The organism is Pseudomonas sp. P7759 (genome assembly GCF_013386445.1).
Classification (GTDB): Bacteria; Pseudomonadota; Gammaproteobacteria; order Pseudomonadales; family Pseudomonadaceae; genus Aquipseudomonas; species Aquipseudomonas azotoformans_A.
In genome coordinates this window covers 36,873-56,622 of record NZ_JACART010000043.1, presented here as the reverse complement: position 1 = coordinate 56,622, position 19,750 = coordinate 36,873, and the positions used below count along the sequence as shown (strand labels likewise).

Here is a 19,750-nt window from a genome sequence, read left to right as displayed (position 1 = left end):
TTAACGTTTGATTCCGCTAACAACGTCGCTAGCGGGGCGCAGATAAGCTCCAACGGAATCAGTTAACGAAGAGTGAGTGCAAAGAGTGAACATTCAACAAGCAATTCGGCGGTATCGTATTCGGCAGGGCGTGGGCTTCTCATTGATGGTCTTCGGTGCGTTATTTTATTTTGTCTCGTTGTTGATTTCTCTACACCGTCAAGCGGAGAAACTCGCTGAGTCAGAGATTTTTGGGCATCTGGGTGGGCTGATGCAAAACTTGGTAGCTGATATTTATCAAATCACATCGCCCTTCATCGGTTTTGTATGGAACAACGCGCCTACTCTCAATCAGGAAAAACCACTCAGCTATGGGAATTTGCTGTTTCTCGGGTTGCTGGGTGTGATGATTGTTGGAAAGCAATTGCTGCTTTCAGCTAGACATCTCAGAGGGCGTGTTCAGGCCCAGCTCGAACGTCTTGAGGAGGCCCAGTGGCGCAACTCGATGCAGAATGGAGCCGCAACCCAAGTCAACGCAAACCAGATCGGCCACATCAATTTTTACCAGCAATCAATGCCGCAATCGTCCAACGGTGATTGGTGGCAGCGGCCGTGGGGTATCGTTGGTTTGTCTATCATTGGCGGTTATATCGTCGCAGTGTTGGCTAAATTTACCGGAATGGTTTAGCACGCCAGCAGTGCGCTCTATCAAATGTATTTTTTGAACGTCGCAGCGGTGATAGCGGTTGCTATTCCAAGTATCACTGCACAAGGCAAAAAAACCGCCATGGGGTTGAGCGAAAACGGTAGGGATAGGTAAATAATCCAGGGTACGAGCAGCAGTGGTAATACAGCTCGCTTAGCGCGGTGGTAGACGAAGCTGCTTTCTCGCCCCGCGCCAAATTTGCGAAGGTCGCGGCGTATCAAGCCATCGACAAAGCCAGTGAACATACTCAGCAAGAACAGCGGCAAGGCTAGGACCAGAATTATCAGCCGCACCACAAAGGTGAAGGTGACGTAGACCGCGGCCAGCACGAAATTTTCGATGCTCACGTAGACCTGATTGGCCCAGCTCCAGAAGCCGTTGCCTTGGCTCGATACCCGCGCCTGCCGGGCAAAATCCGCAAATCCAGTCTTGACCAACAGCCACTGATTTAGGAAATCCAGCCACTGGACAATCGCCTGTCCGGGTTGTTGGATGATAAGTGAATATTTGAAGTGTTCGCTGAGCCAGCTCAATTCGCTATTCAGCATGGCTTGGCTGTGCCGCCAGCCCTGATCGCTCCAGAACAGCAGCAAACCGGCGAACTCAATCAGAATCGAGAACAGCAGTGAGGCAACCAGCAAGCCGATGATGCGCAGGACCAGGCTGATGGCCGAGACGATCATCCCCGGATGCTGGATCGGTTGTGGCGGCGTGTTCTGTACGGAAGTCACCATCATTCACTCCATTAGTGCCACATGGCTGATGGCGTTAACGCGCCTTCTGTATATGTTTTGCTGAATCGAAACCATCAGGGTAGGGCTACCCCACCTGATCTAAATCGAAGTTGGGAGTTGGGCCGCCACCACTGGCGCTCCACCACTGCCCCGCCTGCGTGTTGTAGATCGCCCGCATGCGTTGAGTGAGTTCCTGCAGGTCTTTGGGCATGGCGTCGTCATTGGAGGGTTTTGGCAAAGGCATACGGACTTTCCAGAGCTGGCCACCGGCCTGGAAGGAGAACATTTGCCCCTTGGGCAAACTGACGATGTGAGCGGGCTCGATCAACGGCACACTGGTGCTGCTGACGCGATCCTGCGAGGACGAAGTGAAGTCGGTATTGGCCTCAGGATCGGAGGTGTCGGTGGCGCCCGACACTAGGGTTTTGGTCAGCACATTGACCTTGGGTAACTGCTGGGTGAGCAGTTCAGCGGTGGCGGTTTCGCGCACGCGGAGCATCTGCAGGGTGTTGAAATTGCCGATCACCTGGCCGGCCTTGGCGCGGTTACCGATTCGCGCTTCGATATCGCTAAGGGTCTGGGTGTAGGCGGTTACCTGGATACCGGCACCGCCACCCTTGTTGATCAGCGGAATGAACTCATCGCCCATCAACTCGTTGAACTCGTCGGCGTGCAGGTTGATCGGCAACTTGTCACTGTAGTTACCTGATTGGGGCAGGCCATGGTCGACGCCGTGTTTGTAGATGTGTCCGGCGACCGAGACCAAGTCGGCGAACATGGAGTTACCTACGGCGGCAGCGACCTCGGCATCGGTCAGCGCATCCAGGCCGACATAGACGATGCCGCGTTTTCGGATGATCTGCATCCAGTCGAAGATTGGCCGCGGGTCATCCAGGTCGGTGTAGTTAGGAGCCAGTAACTGGGCGGTCTTGCCGGTGGTAAGTTTCTCCAGCAGCGGTAGTAACGAGGCAACGATTTTGTCGAAGTAAGTACGGTCATACCGCACCGCCGAACGCAGTCCGTCCATTACCGGATCAAATACCCGTTTCACCGCCAGGTACTGCTCGATGGCCACCACGCGTTTTTCGCGGCCCACCATATGCCGGGGAATGTTCTTCTCGGTGAGCTTGCCTTCCAGTTGGACGATCACTTCCCAGGCTTTCGGATCGGTTTTGGCGAAAAACTGCTGGGCGTATTCGATGAACAGCGCGTCGATGTTGACAACATGCCGTTGGATTTGCAGGTAGTCCGGGCGCCGGCCTAACTCGATCAGGGCACGGGCGATGATGTTGACGAAACGCCAGGCAAACTCGCGAAAGGCCGCGGAGTTACCTTCGCCGCTGAGCTGCCGGGCGATGCGTGACGCCACTTCCGAGATACGCCCGAAGCGTCCTACCGCATTGTAGCGGGCCGAGATTTCTGGCCACCCCAGATGGAAGACATAAAACTCTTTCTCCCGACCAGCGCGTTTGGCTTCGACGTACATGCGCTTGAGCAGGTCGGCATCGCCCTTCGGATCGAAGACGATGACCACTTCATGTTCGACGCGGTGAATGTCCTGGGTGATGTACACCTCGGCGAGTCGCGTCTTGCCGACACGAGTAGTGCCTAGCACCAGGGTGTGTCCGACCCGTTCGCCCAGCGGCAGACTGACTTCTGTTTCATTGGGCTCGACCCCATGCAACAGCGGCGAGCCACCGACTGGGGGTAAAGGACGTAACGGATTGAAGGCACTGTCCCAAGCGGTGACACGCGCCAATGTAGAGAGAGGAAACGGTACATGCTCCAGACGACGTTCGAGTCCACGGGCCAAGCGGTAACAGGTCGGTTGGTCGACATAGTGGGCGACCGCCGGATCCTGGGCTTCGACCAGGCGCTGGGTGTGCAGGCGGGTCCAGCGAAAGCCGCGGCCCATGAACAGGCGCTTACGGCTAACCGGAACCTGCCGGCTGGTCAGTTCGTAGCGGGGGAGCCGTCGGATATTGCGCCGATAGCGCAGCACCTCCCAGGCTTGTCGCAGGCGGATCAGGCCGAACAGGGTATAGGCCAGCGCCGCAATCAGACCGATCTCCGGTGACAGGGCCACGGCCCAGGGCGAGTACACGCACAACACTGCGGCAGCGACGCAGATCGCTACCGTGTACAGCTCCACCGCTGGCCGCAGCTTGGACTCCATCGCATGCTCGGCCATGACCCGACTCACTGTTCCAATAAGGTGGCGGTGATCAAGACGGGGTAGTGCTCAATCTGCAGGCGGGTGGCGATGTCGTTGCCGTTGACCGGCAGGATGGTGATGTCCGGAGCGGCTGCTCGAATCCGGGCCAAAGCTTCAGTATCGGCCACCTCGACGGCGAGGCCGGCTGCACCCAGTTCCTGCAGTTCAGCCGCGCGTTGACGCAGCCAAGTCAGAGACTGGGGATCGTCACCGACCAGAAAAAATGGCCGCAAGCCCGGCATGTTCAGGGCGCGAGACGTGATCTGGCCGGGGCTCAAGTAGGAGCTGCGGATGGGCAGTATCCAGGCTTCATCGGTAAACGTGGACAGGTCCGCATGCATGGCCCGATCAGGCCGGATCTTGTTGTTGATTGGCGGCCTGGCAACCTGAAAATGGGGTCGGTTGAAGTCGCTAGGCCGATCCCCAGCTACGCTCAGTTCCGGCTGAGCGAACGGTACCAAGAGCAGGGTGCAATAACAGACAACGGAGATTCGCTTCATGGTGGTGTGCCCTGTTCGAAGGAAGTCAGCAGCCGTTCAAGTTGCCGGGAAAAACCTGCGCGGTAATGTGCGGCCGGCGCGCCTCCTGCCGGACGGTGATAACGTCCTGCAGCCAACACCCAATCACCGGTGGTGGCGTGATGCTCCTGCAGCAGCGCGGCGGTCACGGCGAGATTTCGGTAGGGGTCGAGGGCTTCGCAAGGACTGGAAAAACGTTGCCCGTGGTAACCCAGGTTGGTTTGCCCGAGACCGACATCGACCCGCTTGGCATCATGCCGAACGAGCGCCTGAAGCAAGGCGTGACAGGCAGCCTGTCGAGTGGCGAAGCGGTAAGGACCACCGGCGATGTTCAGGGTCCATGGCCAGGGCAGCAGTCGACCACGGACGCGGATACCACTCTCCTGCAGGGCAATCGCGAACAGCACCGTCGAAGGGATGTCGGCGTCATGCGCCGCCAATTGATAGGCAGGAGGCGGGAGCTCCTCGGCCTGAGCCGCCAGCATCGCCAACATCAGCGCAAGACTACTCAGTCGAGGCGTTGCCATTGTCCGTTCACCTGTTGAAATGTGGCAGGCAATGGCCCCGGGGCACCCAGGCTGAACCAGCGACCACGGTCATGGTTCAGGGTGATCTGCCGTCGTTGCATCTTGGCCGGATCGATGTCCGCTTGCCGAGCCCAGCTACGGACGCGTTCATCCTCGCCTTGGCTGCCCACCAGGTAGATATCGAACGCCGTATCACTGTTTTGCAAACGTTGTGCTTCAGCGGTGCATGCAGGGCAGTGGTCCTCCACAAAAAGGGCTGGGCGCGGCGCGACCGATGAGCTGGTAGGGGACGAAGATGCCATGCCTTGGATCGGCAGCAGCCCGGGAAACAGCTTGGTCCAGGCCGCGGTGTAAGCGTTTTGGTAGGCCAATTCACGCTCGGCGCGTTTGGCTTCCAGCGCTACCTGTAATTCGGCATAGCGCTGGCGCTCTTGGTCGGTCTGGGCCTCGACTCCAAGTGCAGTCAACGGATCGAGGTTCGGGCTCCAGAAACCACGCGGGCCGGCTTGGATCTGTTCGAAGCGCGTCCACTCCTGTTCCGTCAACCCCCAGCTCGCAGCCTGTTCAGAGTCAGAGCGTCCCAGGGGCGCGGACTGCGTGTCCTGGAACCGTGACTGTGTCGTGATGGGGTTGCCCATCGCAGCGCCCATGGCCAGTAGCGAAGCGAGATAGACGACGGTGGGCAGTAGCGCTCTGTTCATGATCGTTTCTCAAGGGAGGTGCACGGTCTGGTCTGGCTGAGCGGCCACCGCGAAGATGGCTGAGTTCGGCTCCAGCACTTTCAGGTGCCAGGCTCCGAGCTGCTCGCCGCTATGCAGCAGCCGAACTTCTATGAGAGAGCGACTGTCATGAGGTGCGACTGCCAAAAAACGCTCACCACCACGGGATTCGACCCCCAACACCGAGAACGGTGGCGAGAGCGGGACGGGCTTGGGGCGGGCGGTCTGTTTAGGTTTGGTCGCGGAAGGCGATGGCGGTGGGGGTGATGGCTGGGTCTTGTGCTCCTGGAACTGCTGCTCGACCTGTTCAAGGCGTGCGCGCAGCGCTGTCAGGTCTGCCACGGTGGCGCGGGCTGCCAGACCATCGCGCAGCGCCTGTATTTCTTGCGCCCACTGATCCAGCATGGGATCGAGGGTATTGGCCTGTTGCTCACCAGTATCGACCATCTGCTTCAGGTCTTTCAGCGCGTACTGCAGCTTCTCCTGGGCGTCCTTGAGGGCGCTTGAATCACGTTGCAGGGAGTCCAGAGTTTGTAGGCGTTGGGTGTTTGTGCTCTGTAGTTCGGCCACGCGCTGATACTGGTTATACAAACCACCGCTCAGACCGGCGTCCGCCAGGCAAAGCAGCCCAATGATGAGGGTTTGATACGTTGAGGCTTTCATGGCCGCGTCTCCGATTGATGGGGCACGACGGGTGTGTTCAGCGCGACACCGGCCTCCGTTTTCTGCTGTTCGAAGCAGACCGAACGGCTGACTTCATCGGTCGTGAGTTGCCAAGCGGGGCCAGCCAGCACTTGTAGCGCGCTGCGCAAAGGGATTGGACCAAGCCGGTAATGGGCTGCAGGCAGAGGCCGGGTAAACAGCACCTTCACCGACGCAGTAACAGGGCAAAGCGCATAACCAGAGCGCAGCAGCACGTACTGCAACGCATCCTGCACCGAGGGGTGCAGGCTGGACGGGATGTTCACTTCGATGATTTGGGCAAGAAGATCGCGTTGTTCCGTGGTGGGCTCGGTGCTGACCAGCGTGTAGCGGCCATAACGAAGCTCTGCCGGATGGCTTTCTTCGGCTATGCCCCTCGGGTGCTGGGCCCGATTGGAGCCACTGTCGATCGCTGGATGGGTCGGCAAAGGGTTGGGGATTTGCGCGGTGCAGGCGCTCAACAAACCCAGCAGGCAGACAGGCGTGAAAAAACGCTCCATGGAAAAAACCTCATGTCAGATTCAGTGCAGAACCTGACATGAGGTGAAGGAGCGATTCAGTGAGAAAGTTGATTCAACGTGGGTCGTGTTAACGCTGAACACGTTGCTACTCATCAAAAATGGCGAGCCCATCCAAAACGGCAGCGTCGGGGTCGAAGATCAACAAGCGCACATCCGCCAATGCCGCCAGATACAGTACGTTGACCAAGGCTTCCGGTGTGCCGGCGTCGAGTTGGTCTTGCCGCAGTGATGAGTAAGGACGGCCCTCGATCTTTACTAAGTTATCGTCGGTCCAGGGCGTGCCGATCAGTTTGCAACCTATGCCTGAGCAATCATGCAGTGTAAAAAACTCGAACAAGAGGCCGGTTTGCCTCGGAGCGGAGTGACTGATCCACCCCTCCAGATAAAGCATCGCTTCTTCAGGAAGGTGTGCGGTACTGATCTCCCAGGCTCGACTGTAGTGTCCCGTTTCGAAGCTCAAGCGATGGACCATGGCTTGTGCCTCTTCCAGGGAGTACAGATCACCGAGGTGATGCCGCTCGTTGAGCATTTCTCCCGTCACAGCGTAGATTACTTGGCGCACTAGCCCGGTGGACTGGCAGCGTTCATCCAAATCATCCGAAATGGATTGGCCTTCGCTGATCACGGCGAAATCGTCATTGAACAGGCAGGGGAACAGCTGCAGCTCGTCGTCGGGCAGATGGGCCTGTGCGTCGTGTACGGGTCGACAGCAGGGAGGACAGTCGTCTTCGTAGGTGATCAGTAGCAGCCGTTCGATATGAAGGTTGTCGTAACCGCGAGCAAATGGGTTGGAGGCCGTCAGCAGGGCTGCAGCTTGGTGTGTGGGGTTCATGAAGGTTCTCCAGAATGATAATGGACAAGGCGCCCGAAGACGCCTGTGAGGGTTAAAGCCAGCCATGTTCGGCAAGAGAAAGTGGACGACCTTCACCCACGATGAAGTGATCCAGTACGCGCACTTCGATCAAGGCCAAGACCTCTTTCAGCCGTGCCGTCAAGACGTGATCCGCCTGGCTGGGTTCTGTACACCCCGAAGGGTGGTTGTGCACAAAAATGGCCGCCGCAGCGTTATGCGCTAGGGAACGCTTAACGACTTGGCGGGGGTAAACGCTGGCGCCATCAATGCTGCCGTGAAAGAGGGCTTCGAACGCCAACACCCGGTGCTTGGCATCGAGAAATATCACACCGAAGACTTCATGCTCTTGTTGCACAAGATGCAGCTTTAGGTATGAAGCCACGGCGTCAGGCGACGTCAGGTTAGGGCCGCGGGCGAACAGCCGACGATCCAGAATATGCAGTGCTTCGTCGATCACCTGGTTTTCTTGGACGATACGATTAGCCTCGAAATCCGAGGTCTCAATCAGAGTGAGTGGGGTGCTCATGGTGGTACCTCCGAAGGGAACAATCGGGGGTACACGCCCGAGGGGAGTGGTATCCCCGAGGTAGGTATAGAGTTGTGGGCGTTAGCAGGTGACGCGCTGTTACAGCCGCGTGAATCGGTAGCGTTGACCGTGTAGGTGTGAACCACAACCGTCGCAGGGCAATGGGGAAAAGGCTTTTATTCCCCAGCCGGTTTCGGGATCGAAGTCGGCACTGATGGGCATTAACCGAACCAGTCCACGATGGATACCGGCGATGCGTTTCTCGATTTCATCCGTCGTGTAGTAGAGCGATAACGTGCTGTAGTCCTCGTAAGCAGCCGCGAACAGGCAGTCGTCGCAAAGCCAGAAGGATTCCATGTTGGTTCTCCTGTGCTGATTGAAGAAAAGGCGCTCGAGGGAGCGCCTTGATGAGGAACATCGTGGGCCGTTCAGACGGACTGATCGGTACGGGAGGCATCACGGCGGGCCGTGCGGGGAGCGGGTGGAGAGTCAGGTTCTACCTGGGCCTCAGTTGTGCTTTCGATCTCCTCAGCTTCGGCTTCGGCCGACGTTGGGGATGGCTCACTGTTTGGCGCCTGCTCAGCAGGTGCTGTTGCTTCCTGCCTGGCGGGTGCTTTGTACTCGAGCGTGCCGCTGACCTTGATCCAGTCGATGAACAGCAAACGACCTTTCAGGCTGGCGCCCGGTTGGCCTTGTTTATCGCCTTTCTCGTAGAGAAACGGATCGATCCACAGATCGCCGATACGGAACGACAGCAAGACCTTTTTCTCGGCTTTGACGGCGTCCATATAGAGACGAATCAAGCGTTCAGCTTCACCCCCAGCGACTTTGCAGTCGAAACGGGTGTACTCCACCGCATCGGTGGCTCCGTGCAGTGCGGCGATATCGCAGGCCATGAAGGGTTGGCCGCGGCGGACCTGTACTTCACGAACACGATTGAGGTAGCCGATACCGACGGTGTGAAGGTTGAAGTAAGTGGTCGCTTCTTGGGAGTGGTTGGCGTGGGCCATGGTGGTTCTCCTGTTTCAAGGGAAAATGGCGACGCACAATCCCTAACAGGGAAGTGAGCCCCCGTCAGGGTGGGTAAGGTGAAGGTGAGCAATGAACGACTCGCTACCGGCAAGCCGATGACGATCCGAACGATGCGTCTGGAGGAATAGCTGTGCAGCAGAGGAGCGTCTGCGGTGGTGATCCGCAGGCATGGGTAGTGGGCATTCATCACCGCTGAAGCGGTAATCGCGCGAGCTTCCGAACGCTGATCGCACTTGGGTAAACCACCACGAACGTGGCGTAGCCTTGAAGGTTCAAGCTACCTGGGCTGGGCTGTCAACGACAGCGAACCACGCCCTTTATATAAGCCTGTCACAGGGGAGCGTCAAGGCGCTGCCACCCGATTTTTTACGCCTGGAATACGGTAGCAGTCACTGGAATGAAAAAATGAAGAGTAGGCCTGGCGAGGCGCCAGGCGAGGAACAGAAAAGCCACCTTTGACGGTCTTACGCAGTCACAAGCTCCTCGCAAAACTTGGTTTAACTGCGCGATGATTCGCCAACCGACCCTTGTCGTGGCCTGGGTCGGAACATGCTGGCACGCATCCGCGCACAAAGGGTGCCCCGTGTTTCCCCGGTGGGCTCCGGGACTGAATACGATCGCCGAAGCGGATGACCGCTATTGCCGGGTAGAGGCAACAGCGGTCATCCGCCACCACGATCAGGTCGAGCACAAAACGGGAATTAAATTCCGCAGAAAAGAAGGCTCCGAACTCTAGGAGTCCAACCGAGCTGCCCGGAGCGATTCGGTCTTGGGTCGCCGTTGGCGATGATCCTGGGGCACTACAGCAGAGAGGGTGGGACGACGTCAAGGCAGAGAACTCACCGTTCTCCTGATGATCGTCCCATGGCACATCATGAGCGACGCGTATCTTTACTGATCGACACAGTGCCCTTGCAATCTGGATAGCGGGAGCATGACCAGAACGGCCCTGATTTTCCCTTTCGCCTAAGCATTGAGGCGTTGCACATGGGGCAGCCCGGGCCGGCTTCGACCGGTACCGCCAAAGTGAGCGAGCGGTAGTGTGCGACCAATTGCGCAATCCAGTTCGCCTGCTTGGCGACGAACGCATCCAGGGTCAGACGTCCCGCTTCGATTTCGTCCAGCGCCTGTTCCCAGATCGCGGTCATACCAGGATCCGCGACTGCAGCGGGTACCGCCTCGATCAGAGTATGGGCCGCTGCGGAGGCCATTAAAGCGCGTTTTTTCTTCAGCAAATAGCCGCGTTCAATCAACCCCTTGATGATGCCGGCTCGCGTGGCTTCGGTACCGATACCGGTGGTGTCCCGAAGTTTTTGTTTCAGGCGTGGGTCGTTGACCAGCTTGGCCACGTTTTTCATCGCCTTGATCAGATCGCCTTCGGTAAGAGGTTTGGGAGCGGCAGTGCGCATGGACTTGAGTTCGACATCGTCCACTGCGCAGTGCGTGCCCTGCTTCAAGATGGGTAATACTTGGGATTTTTGACTGGGCTCATCCTCCTCGATGTTTTCGGTGAGCAAGCCTTTCCAGCCCTGGACCAGGATTTGTTTGCCGACAGCAGCCAATCGCTCTTTGCCACACTCCAGTTCGACCTGGGTACGATCAAACTCATGGTGCGGAAGAAACTGCGCGAGGTAGTGGCTACGGATCAGTTCGTAGACATGGCGTTCTTGTTCGGACATCCGCACCAGATTTGCCGGCTCGGTGGTGGGAATGATGCCGTGGTGCGCGGTGACCTTGGTATCGTTCCATACGCGGGAGCGTAATGATCGATCCAGGCACCCAAATGCAGTTCTGAGTGCAGGATCCGTTTTAAGCAGGGCATCAAGTACCGTGGGTGCCTCGTTGAACATATTCTCTGGCAAATAGCGGCAATCGCTGCGGGGGTAGGTGGTGGCTTTGTGGGTTTCATACAGGGTTTGGGCGATGTTCAGGGTTTCCTGAGCGCCGAGTCCCAGCTTGCGTGAGCAGACTTCTTGCAGTGTGCTCAAGTCGAAGGGCAGGGGCGGCGGTTCGCGGGAGTGCTCAGTCTGGAGCGAGACCACTGTGGCGGTCTTACTGCTAGAGATCGCTTGGACGGCCTGACTGGCAAGCGCCTGCTGCAGGCAACGACCTGCCTCGTCCCGTCCTGAACATGGCGGTAACCACGACGCGATGAATCGCTGGCCATTCGACGATAGGTGCACTTCAACATTCCAGTAAGGTACCGGGACGAAACTGGCAATGGCACGATCCCGATCGACCACCAGACGTAAAGTGGGTGTCTGGACGCGTCCCACTGACAATACGCCATCGTAGCCTGCCCGCCGACCGAGAAAGGTAAATAAACGACTGAGGTTCATGCCAATCAGCCAGTCGGCGCGGCTGCGGGCGAGGGCGGAGTGATAAAGCGGGAAGGTCTCCTGACCTGATTTCAGCGAGGACAATGCTTTGCGAATCGACGCCTCGTTGAGGGCGGACAACCAGAGGCGCTGAACGGGTCCTCGATACCTGCAAAGCTCCATCAATTCGCGGGCAATCATTTCACCTTCGCGGTCGGCGTCGGTCGCGATGATGACGGTGGTAGCGTCACTGAGCAGGCGTTTGATGACCTTGAACTGTGCCGCTGTCTTGGGTTTGACCTCGACCTGCCAATGCACGGGAATGATCGGTAGATGATCCAGCGACCAGGATTTGTACTGATCACTATAAGCTTCAGGTGGGGCTGTCTCCAGCAAGTGGCCAATACACCAGGTGACAGTGGAGTCGGCGCCGATCAGGCAACCATCACCGCGCCGGGTGGCTCCGAGTACTTTGGCAATGTCCCGACCTTGGGAAGGTTTCTCGCAGAGGAAGAGAAGCATAGAACTGCTCCAGATTGAGTTCGGAGCAGCGTTATTGGAAACAGCAGTGGCGAGATATGAGAAACCTGAATGGCAGGTTCCTCATATTAGTCGGAGAGGGCAGCCTTAAATGGTCGAGGCTGCTAGCCCATTGCAACTGACCGGCAGTATGGCGCTTCACGAGCAGAGTGTAATGACGGGTCAGCAACTTCGCGCAAAGGTGCAATTTTTATGCCTGAGTCTGTCCGTCAGACGTAGGCGGCCCCCTGCGTTTCTTGGATTTCGACGCCGGTGAACTGGTCGGCTCTGTATTTTGAGAGGCCGCCGGTTCACTGGAACGCTCGCGCATGACCACGCCGTGTACCCGGTGAGGCAGAATACCGACTCGACGGGCCTCGATCTTGAAGGTTACCCGCGCGTTGTCTTCGCTGTCCTCCCACTCATCGCGCACGGTACGACCTTCGACCAGCACGCGCATGCCTTTCTGGTACAGCGTGCTCCAGTGTTCAGCCTCACGGTGCCAGAGCTCAACCGGCGCCCAATAACCGCCTCGATCTTCATAGCTGCCCTCGCGTGGGATAGGGTTGTCGAAGTACACATTCAGCCGTAGCAAACGCCGTGGCTCGTCATTGCCTGAGGCGAATTCCTGGAACTCTGGCGCACTGCCGATATTGCCTTCGCCAACGAAAAAAGTACTCATTGTGATACCTCCACTGCGGGTGTGAACTGGCGCAGCAGCCGTTCGGCACTGGCCATATTGATCGCGCAGGTCGAGGCCTGGCGGTAGAGCGAATGCACCACGCTCATCTGCAGGTTCAGTGCAATGCGGTTGCATTCGAAACGGTACAATCCTTCGTGTACGGCCAGCGGCAGGGCGTTGTTGCTCACCTGGCGTTCCCAGACCGCCACCCCCATACGGGCAAAGTCACGGGTGCGCCAACGCAAAAAGGTGCTGCCTGCGCTGGTGTTCTGCAGCACTAAACGAATGTCCAGCAGCGAGTAAGGGGGCTGTCCGGCCTGCTGCACCACAGCCTCCATCAGGTGACGTAACTGCGCCTCGATTTCCCTCGCGACCTGCGCCAGGTGCTCCAACTCCCCCTTACCCTTAAAAGGTTTTAAAAGGCCTTTTAGGGAGGCTGCGTGTTCGAGCTGTCGATAGGCATCCGGTGTTAACGCTTTGAAGGGCATTGGTTGAGCCGGGATCATGGGATTCATGCGTCGTCCTCCGGCTCATTGACTGTCGCAGACGACGCTCCCACGTCCTCTGCCAACGCGTCGGCGTCATCCACTGCCACCGCACTACGGCGAGTGATTGGCGGCGCGAACTGGGAGCGGCGATGACCCTCCAGGATGTCCATCGGGGGCAAACCCATCTTCTCGATGGCCGCAATGGCTCGGGCGTTGTTCGCCGCCATGTCATCGCGTGTGACGCCGGCATGCCGATAGCGCTGGGCCTGGCCGAATAGGCTGCGCAGCAGATGGGCGCCATCATCGATCCAGGCTTCCATGTCCCTGCGACCGATCAACGCGGTGTGATGAGACAACAGGGCACGACGCACCAGGGTGTCGTAGTCGGTCAGCAGGTAGACCGCCAGAAAACCCAGCTGGCTGCCGATGTACAACGGCAAGGTGACGGGGTGGATGTTGAGGTTGTCGCTCATGTCGATCTGTGTCGGCAGGTCCTGTCTGATTCGGTCCAGCTGTTGGGTCAGCTCCAGCATCCCAGCCTTGGCCTGCATCAGTTTTTCTTCGAGTTGCACGATGGCCCAGTCCGCATAGGGATCGTCCTGGGCCGCGGTTTGTTTGATCAGGTTGGTGACACTGATGTAGCCGGCCATGCCCATGATCGAGTGGACGCCTTCACGTGCGGCCCGACCTTGCCAGATACGCGCGGCGTGGTGAGTGTGCAGGGTCAGGGTGATGCTGCTGCGCAATGAACCCAGATTGAGTTGATAGTGATCGGCCACGGTGGTGTCCTCGCATCGGCTTGGACGGAAACGTTGCGACAGATGAGGGTTAAGGGCAGCCAAAAAGCTGAATGAGGTCTGTTCGGTTTGGTTTGAGAAGGCTAACTATGGAGGCGTCAGTGGGAGGAGATGTTTCAGCTTCTCCCGAAGAGTTTCATAGTTTGGTCCGACATGTTCGTAGAGTGGACCTCCATGGATTTGATGCCACTGGCATCAAATCTACTGACGTCCACCGTGTTTGCCACGCAGTTGGCGCAGTTCATTCAGGCACGCTTGGGCCAGGGCTGACGCGGGTTCGCCCTGTCGTCGAGATGGCCGCGAGGGGGCGGGTGGGGGTGGTTCTGCAATGGGTGACGGTTCGGCCTGACCTGCCCAAGGACGAAAGTCACCTTTCAGCGCACGCTGGATCAGGCCCATCAGATACGCCGCTGGCTTGCGGATACCGCCGGCCAAACAGCGTGCTCCCGCTTCGTTGAGCACCGCCTGACGATCCGCGGGTTTGAGCTTGTTCAGCGCCACGGCGACGGCCTGACGCTCGCTTGGGTTCAGGTGCAGTGCAGCGGGCCAGTGCAGGTTATCCACCGCTGGGGTCGCGCGCGGTACAGTACAAATACTTTCTTTTAATACAGTACAGGCGGCGTTCGGATTCCGAACGGTGCGGGAAACACTGGCGTTCAGACTCGGTTCGGAATCCGAACGAGGGCCTGCACGATTCCGAACGAGGGCATCTTCCCCCCGTTCGGAATCGTGCAGAGCGGCATCGGTCGCCTGATCCAATTCTGGCTGCGTCCAGTGTTCGCCCCAGCTGTCGAGCCGTGTCGGTAGTCGACCCTGCTCGATGTCCGTGTCCTGGCGGATTTCTTCCATAATGTGCTGGGCGACAATGCGCACAGCCTTGGTTGCATGGCCGAGGGCATGTCCGACCAGCGCCAGGTAATCCTGATCCAGTTCCATGGCTTCGGCGGGGGTTAACGGCTCATCGTGCAGAACGTACAGAGAACCTTGAAGGCGTCCGCTGAGCTTATCGCGTCCGCGACTCACCAAGCTGAGCCAGCGTGTCAACCTGAGCATCGTCAACACGCGAGCAATGGTTTCACGGGAGGATGACGCACTGTAGGGCACGCTCGACAGGTAGGGCTGCAAATCCTCATAGCGCGGCGTGACCACGCCTTGGCCTTGCAGCATGAGGCGAAACACTTGCCAGGCATTCCGTTCCAACGGCGTCAGCCGATTGTCCAACAGCAGGCGACGTGGCACGACTTCGTGAGATTGGCCACTGAACATAAAGCCAGCCTGCAGAGCCTGGTTAGACGGTGGTTCGGCGGTAGGGCGTGCGGGCCAGCGTTCACTCAACTGCTGGGTGCATTGCTGCAGGACACGCTGCCAGCGGCCGGAAGGGACAGTGTTCATGTTTCGTTGCTGTAATGGTCGATCTGCTGCCACACGATGGTCAAGCTGATCTGTTGCTCCTCCGCTAGCATCATCATGGCGTCGAGCTGATCCTCGGTACCGTAGTGAGCGCGTAGCTGGCACCATCGCTGCCAGAGCGCATGTTCCTGCGCTTCGCTCAAATGCTGAGGGCGGCCCTTACGGGTTTCTATCTTGAGCAGACGTCGGCGCAGGGCAGTTTCCGAATGCGCCAAGCCGAAGCACTGATACATGATGGTGCTGCTGGCGCCTAGCTTGAGCGCCCGGTTGATCAAGCGCTCATTCTGTTCGTCACGTTCGGCTTGCTCAATCAACCGGTGCAGCACCGGCGAGTCAATCTTGACCTCAACCCAAGGTACGGTGGCATGGGCCAGGCGCGACAGGGTGGTGGGCGGTAAGGATTGCAACAAGTAGATGTCGTCTTCACCCAGGCCGAGTGCCTTGCAGCGCTGCAGGTTACCCAGGCGTAGCTCATGCAGCACCTGGGTCAGCATGGCCTGGTTGAGCACATTGAAGGACAGGTTCATGGCAGCTCCTTCGGCGAGTCATCTTCAGGGGTAAGCGTTAAGTCGATCAGGCGCCGGGCCAAACGAATTAACCGATACAGTTTGATGAGAAGACCGTCGGGCAGTCGTTCCAGTCCCACATCCACAGCGGGACGATCAGGCAGCGGGAGTTGATAGACCCCCAACAACAGCTGGCCGAACAGGGCTGAGGGCAATTGTTTGCGATCCTCCCAGTTGACGTCGTCTTGAGCGCGCGACAGGGCCAGGAGCAGAAGGTGAACGCTGGTTGCGCGAGGCGTGCCAAGATCAACTCGCTCGATGTTGAGGGCGAAGCCCAAGCCAAGCGGCTGACCGATGATGCTCTCGGGGTCTCCGGCATAAGAGGCCATTTCCCGCGCCAGTGTGGCAATGGCGGATCGCAGTTGTTCGGGGCTATCCAGTGCTGGTGCGATGGTCCAGATGTCGTCGATCGCATAGGTGTCGACCGGAGATGCTGTGTCGGTGGCTGTCTCGCGATCGATCTGTTCACGAATCTGTTGAACGCGTGATGGAGGACTGACCGCTGATACGACGTTCGTTCCAGTCGGTGTAAGCAATTCCTCTCGCGTTGGTTCGGTCTGGGGTCTGGCATCCGTTGATTGGGAATGGGGCTCGGAGGAGGGAGCTCCTGCCGTGGCGACATCAATGCTCGGCAGATGGCTGTTCTCCGAGGGCTTGGTGAGGACAACGGCCGGCGTCGAGATGACCCGCTGGGTATCGCTCAGATCCAGGACCAACATACGGTAGGACTGTCCGAGCAAGTGGCTCATGCGCTCCAGCAGTTCATCCTGGATTTGCTCAAGGTCGAAGGATTCGGGGTCGGTATCGAAATAGCACAGGGTATCGAGCCAAAAATCGGCGAACGCAACGGTAGCGGTTGAATAACGGTTCCAGGTTCGTTCGGCCTGGCTTCGCAGACCGATTAGGCGTTCGATCTGGGGCTTGCCCAAACCGGCATACAGGGTTTGTGGAATGGCGGGCAATAAGTGTTCGAGGGTGTCGAGCATCCGGCTGATGTGCGACTGTGAAATAGGGTAACCCCCAGCGGCAAGACGTCGTGCCAGTTCACGTTGCGAGAGCATAGCGCCATCTGCTTCGAGCATTGTTTTGAGTTTGGCCACCGCCAGAGCCCGTTCGATGAAGGTGAGTTGGCCGTGCAGATCGCTTTCGGCCAGATGGCCGAGTAGGGCGGTGATTTCATTGCTCCAAGGCCGGAACAGGCAATGAATGCGGAAGAAGCGCTCGTCGTGGGTTTCCTGCCACAGTTCGCCGAGGATCGCCAAGCGGGTATTACCGCCATTGCGGATGATGAAATAGGTTTCACCCGGGCGACGGGTAATCGGTGGCGGTTGGTCCAGCCCGCGTTCACGGATCGAGGCCTTGATATCGTCGTAAAGCGGATTACGGATGAAACGCGGGTTGTGTTCGTAGGGCCGCAACTGCTCCAGGGTGACCAGCATAGGTGTCTCAATTACTGGATCGGACAGCCGCTCCAGTTCTGGACCCGGAGGGAAGTGGTCCTGGTGCAGCTTGTCGGTGATTTCCTCCTGACTGAGCTTCTTCATTTGAACTGCCTCAGTTAACGCCAGTTACGCAAATGGTCACTGACCTCGAATTTCACGATCTCGGCAGTCCCCGAACCTTCGAAATGTCGGGAAAGCTCTGCGAGGAACCAACCCATAGCCGAGTGTCCACGCTGCAGGCGAAAGACCACAGTGCAGTACTCCTCGCAAGGTGAGGGGTGTGGTCGAATAGATGGTTGAACGATGATGGGAAGTTGACCCAACATTAAAAGACTCCTAGCCAACCGCTGTTGGCCTCAAGGTCGAACAAACAAAATGACTTGGCGAGAAATGCCAGCCTGGTGCTTCGTCTCACTGAGCCTCCGCGCATCTGGTCATCGTAGAGATCGCCTCGCGCCATTTCGGAAACAACTCAATGGCCAGCGCTTGCATGGTTTCCAGCGCTGATGGCGAGCGTCGTTCACGTGATCGGCGCGTCTCGATTCGGTGGACCGGCAAACCGAGGGAAGCGGCATTGAGATACGCCACTCGGTCCGGGATTACGGTGTCTAGCACCGAGATATTGGTAGCCCCAGCGAAAGTCTTGCGCAGGCCACGGATGATCATCCGGTTGTCGACTCGAATGGCATTCACTTGGTTCAAGAGCAGTCGCAATGGGGGCGGTGTAATTCCCAGGAGGCGGAACGGTTCGAGCTCACTGAGCAGCTTCAAGGTGCCGCGGTGCAGTTCGCGAGCGGCGAGCATTTCCGGCGTGATGGGAGAGAGGGCGAGATCGGAGGCGAGGATGGCCATCTCCAGCAGCACGCTACGTGCGCCCTGAGTGTCAATCAAAAGCAGGTCATAATTGAGACGGAGATTGTCGAGCAGATTGCGCAGACGTAATCGCCCGTCGGGGGCGTGCAGCAGCAATGTATTCAGTCGGCCTTGATCGTCGTTGGAGAGGATCAGATCGAGCCCTGCAATTACTGTCCTGGAAATAATCTGGGCAGGAGTTCTTAGGTTGAGTGCGATGAGCTCGTACGCACCTGCATCAGCCTTCTGGCTCAAGGCGTAATAGCTGGAGAGGGTGGGTTGGCTATCCAGATCGAGCAGCAGGACGCGGACGCCGGCATCAGCCAATAGACCGCCGAGATTGGCGGCTACTGTGGTTTTACCCACGCCCCCTTTGGTGGAAACCACCGATACCACACGCATGGCATCAGGCCTGGTGACCTAAGCGTTCAACAATCCACTGCTCGATCTCCTCTGAGTCCCAGCCGACTGCGCGCATGCCAATACGTTTGGCTTGAGGAAATTTGCCTTCCTTCATCAGATTGTAAATGTGCGCACGCTTGAAGCCGGTTTTTCGCTCCACCTCGTCTCGGCGCATAATGTGGCGTTCAGTACTAGCTGAGGCGCTACTGGGGGACGTTACCAACGGATCTTTCATGACAAACACTCCATAGCAAATATTGGCTTGATGAGGATGTGAGTGGCATTCAAAATCACAATGAGATGAAAAGCACCGCGAATTACGATAAGCAGGACCGCAATTTTCGGTGCCTAATCGTTGTTTTCATCGGTGCGTCTGGCTGCTGCGAATCTTTCTTCAAGAGTGCGCTTGTTAAACCCAGGTTTGCCTTCATTTCGTGCTGTGAGAACAGAAATAATGGAAGCTTGGCTGACGAAGCTGGAGTAAGACTTGCCGCCTGGGGATTTACCTAGTAGTAGGCTGATGAGCGCGCCGATGAGACGCAGGTAAGAACGCTCAGATCGTTCATTTGGTTCCATGGCACTTTTGCGGTGCAGTATTAATTTTGCGTTTTCACGACGCAACAAATCACGCTCTTTCGTTAATTCTTGGAGGAGGCCTCGTGTGCGTTCACGCTCAGCTTTACAGATGTCTAACTCAACGAGCAACGCCTTATAAACTTCGATGGTGTGCGGTGAGACTGACTGTTTTTCGGATTCGTCAAAGATGAAGTTCGGCTGTTCTGCTGGATGGTATTCGATAAGCCAACGTTTGAGATCATTATGTCGAATTGTCAGTAGCGGCTGCTCTATCGTTTCACCTGAACTAACCGTCACCCCCATACATCCATAAGCTAGCTCCTGGTTACGGATTGCATCGTTTAGCAATTCTAATTTTTCTAAAAGGCCAGGCCATGATGCTAACGTCCGTTCCAAAGGAAGCAAATCTTCGATTTTGCTAAGAATTTTTGCTTCGACGGGCATCATTTCGCACCATCTGATCGCAATCTCGATGGGACGATAGAAAAGTTTCTTGTTGGCCTGATTGTCCCCATCCATTGACAGTACCAGTTATCTTCCTTGTTTAAGGTGCAGAAGTCAGCCGACGCCTTAGTGAGTGGCGAATAACCGCGCCACCGGGGCCGAACAGGTTTATGCAGCCAGTAGGAGTCAGAGTCTCATCGAATGGCATGAAAAAAACCAAAC

The 19,750-nt window shown here is 57.5% G+C and carries 23 protein-coding genes; 1 reads left to right on the top strand and 22 read right to left on the bottom strand.

What is annotated here, in order from left to right:
• Positions 1-85: 85 nt before the first annotated feature.
• Positions 86-667, top strand: coding sequence for a YniB family protein (locus tag HX823_RS25155; protein WP_025999941.1), 582 nt, complete (start codon positions 86-88; stop codon positions 665-667).
• 20 nt (positions 668-687) lie between these two features.
• Here the strand turns inward: HX823_RS25155 and HX823_RS25150 are convergent, their stop codons facing one another.
• From HX823_RS25150 to HX823_RS25050, 22 genes are all read right to left on the bottom strand, one after another.
• A complete protein-coding gene (locus tag HX823_RS25150; protein WP_038848945.1) occupies positions 688-1,419 on the bottom strand; it encodes a TIGR03747 family integrating conjugative element membrane protein in 732 nt (243 codons plus the stop codon).
• Positions 1,420-1,504: 85 nt separating this feature from the next.
• Positions 1,505-3,610, bottom strand: coding sequence for a type IV conjugative transfer system coupling protein TraD (gene traD / locus HX823_RS25145; protein ID WP_177077181.1), 2,106 nt, complete (start codon positions 3,608-3,610; stop codon positions 1,505-1,507).
• Between the two features lie 8 nt (positions 3,611-3,618).
• A complete protein-coding gene (locus tag HX823_RS25140) occupies positions 3,619-4,134 on the bottom strand; it encodes an integrating conjugative element protein (protein ID WP_025999940.1) in 516 nt (171 codons plus the stop codon).
• A complete protein-coding gene (locus HX823_RS25135; RefSeq protein ID WP_016978876.1) occupies positions 4,131-4,679 on the bottom strand; it encodes a lytic transglycosylase in 549 nt (182 codons plus the stop codon). The genes HX823_RS25140 and HX823_RS25135 overlap by 4 nt, the downstream gene beginning before the upstream one ends.
• Complete coding sequence (locus HX823_RS25130; protein WP_038848947.1) at positions 4,661-5,380, bottom strand: TIGR03759 family integrating conjugative element protein; 720 nt, start codon at positions 5,378-5,380, stop codon at positions 4,661-4,663. Before HX823_RS25130 ends, HX823_RS25135 begins: the two co-directional genes overlap by 19 nt.
• A gap of 9 nt (positions 5,381-5,389) precedes the next feature.
• Entirely contained in the window at positions 5,390-6,061 is a 672-nt protein-coding gene (locus tag HX823_RS25125; protein WP_016978874.1) for a hypothetical protein, read from the bottom strand.
• On the bottom strand, positions 6,058-6,600 hold the full coding sequence (locus HX823_RS25120; protein WP_016978872.1) for a PilL N-terminal domain-containing protein: 543 nt from the start codon (positions 6,598-6,600) through the stop codon (positions 6,058-6,060). The genes HX823_RS25125 and HX823_RS25120 overlap by 4 nt, the downstream gene beginning before the upstream one ends.
• Positions 6,601-6,706: 106 nt before the next feature.
• Entirely contained in the window at positions 6,707-7,453 is a 747-nt protein-coding gene (locus HX823_RS25115; RefSeq protein ID WP_016978871.1) for a hypothetical protein, read from the bottom strand.
• Positions 7,454-7,505: 52 nt separating this feature from the next.
• The gene (gene radC / locus HX823_RS25110) at positions 7,506-8,000 is read right to left on the bottom strand and encodes a DNA repair protein RadC (RefSeq protein ID WP_016978870.1); all 495 of its coding nucleotides are present in this window, start codon (positions 7,998-8,000) and stop codon (positions 7,506-7,508) included.
• A gap of 99 nt (positions 8,001-8,099) precedes the next feature.
• Positions 8,100-8,357: a hypothetical protein gene (locus tag HX823_RS25105; RefSeq protein WP_016978869.1), complete on the bottom strand. Its 258-nt coding sequence runs from the start codon at positions 8,355-8,357 to the stop codon at positions 8,100-8,102.
• Positions 8,358-8,428: 71 nt separating this feature from the next.
• Entirely contained in the window at positions 8,429-9,010 is a 582-nt protein-coding gene (locus HX823_RS25100) for an STY4534 family ICE replication protein (protein WP_016978868.1), read from the bottom strand.
• 894 nt (positions 9,011-9,904) lie between these two features.
• Complete coding sequence (locus tag HX823_RS25095; RefSeq protein ID WP_016978867.1) at positions 9,905-11,872, bottom strand: DNA topoisomerase III; 1,968 nt, start codon at positions 11,870-11,872, stop codon at positions 9,905-9,907.
• A gap of 208 nt (positions 11,873-12,080) precedes the next feature.
• On the bottom strand, positions 12,081-12,551 hold the full coding sequence (locus tag HX823_RS25090; protein ID WP_016978866.1) for a single-stranded DNA-binding protein: 471 nt from the start codon (positions 12,549-12,551) through the stop codon (positions 12,081-12,083).
• Positions 12,548-13,066, bottom strand: a complete 519-nt coding sequence (locus HX823_RS25085; RefSeq protein WP_016978865.1) for a DUF3158 family protein — start codon at positions 13,064-13,066, stop codon at positions 12,548-12,550. Before HX823_RS25085 ends, HX823_RS25090 begins: the two co-directional genes overlap by 4 nt.
• Positions 13,063-13,818, bottom strand: coding sequence for a PFL_4669 family integrating conjugative element protein (locus HX823_RS25080; protein ID WP_016978864.1), 756 nt, complete (start codon positions 13,816-13,818; stop codon positions 13,063-13,065). The genes HX823_RS25085 and HX823_RS25080 overlap by 4 nt, the downstream gene beginning before the upstream one ends.
• Before the next feature lie 219 nt (positions 13,819-14,037).
• Positions 14,038-15,228: an STY4528 family pathogenicity island replication protein gene (locus tag HX823_RS25075; RefSeq protein ID WP_016978863.1), complete on the bottom strand. Its 1,191-nt coding sequence runs from the start codon at positions 15,226-15,228 to the stop codon at positions 14,038-14,040.
• Entirely contained in the window at positions 15,225-15,773 is a 549-nt protein-coding gene (locus tag HX823_RS25070; protein ID WP_016978862.1) for a DUF2857 domain-containing protein, read from the bottom strand. The genes HX823_RS25075 and HX823_RS25070 overlap by 4 nt, the downstream gene beginning before the upstream one ends.
• Positions 15,770-17,356 carry a ParB family protein gene (locus HX823_RS25065; protein WP_016978861.1) on the bottom strand — a complete coding sequence of 529 codons (1,587 nt, stop codon included), beginning with the start codon at positions 17,354-17,356 and terminating at the stop codon, positions 15,770-15,772. Before HX823_RS25065 ends, HX823_RS25070 begins: the two co-directional genes overlap by 4 nt.
• Before the next feature lie 14 nt (positions 17,357-17,370).
• Entirely contained in the window at positions 17,371-17,580 is a 210-nt protein-coding gene (locus tag HX823_RS32375) for a hypothetical protein (protein ID WP_080589277.1), read from the bottom strand.
• 85 nt (positions 17,581-17,665) lie between these two features.
• Entirely contained in the window at positions 17,666-18,508 is an 843-nt protein-coding gene (locus HX823_RS25060; protein ID WP_016978860.1) for a ParA family protein, read from the bottom strand.
• 4 nt (positions 18,509-18,512) lie between these two features.
• Complete coding sequence (locus tag HX823_RS25055) at positions 18,513-18,743, bottom strand: AlpA family transcriptional regulator (protein ID WP_016978859.1); 231 nt, start codon at positions 18,741-18,743, stop codon at positions 18,513-18,515.
• A 113-nt stretch (positions 18,744-18,856) separates the two neighbouring features.
• Entirely contained in the window at positions 18,857-19,603 is a 747-nt protein-coding gene (locus HX823_RS25050; protein ID WP_016978858.1) for a hypothetical protein, read from the bottom strand.
• Between the last annotated feature and the right edge of the window lie 147 nt (positions 19,604-19,750).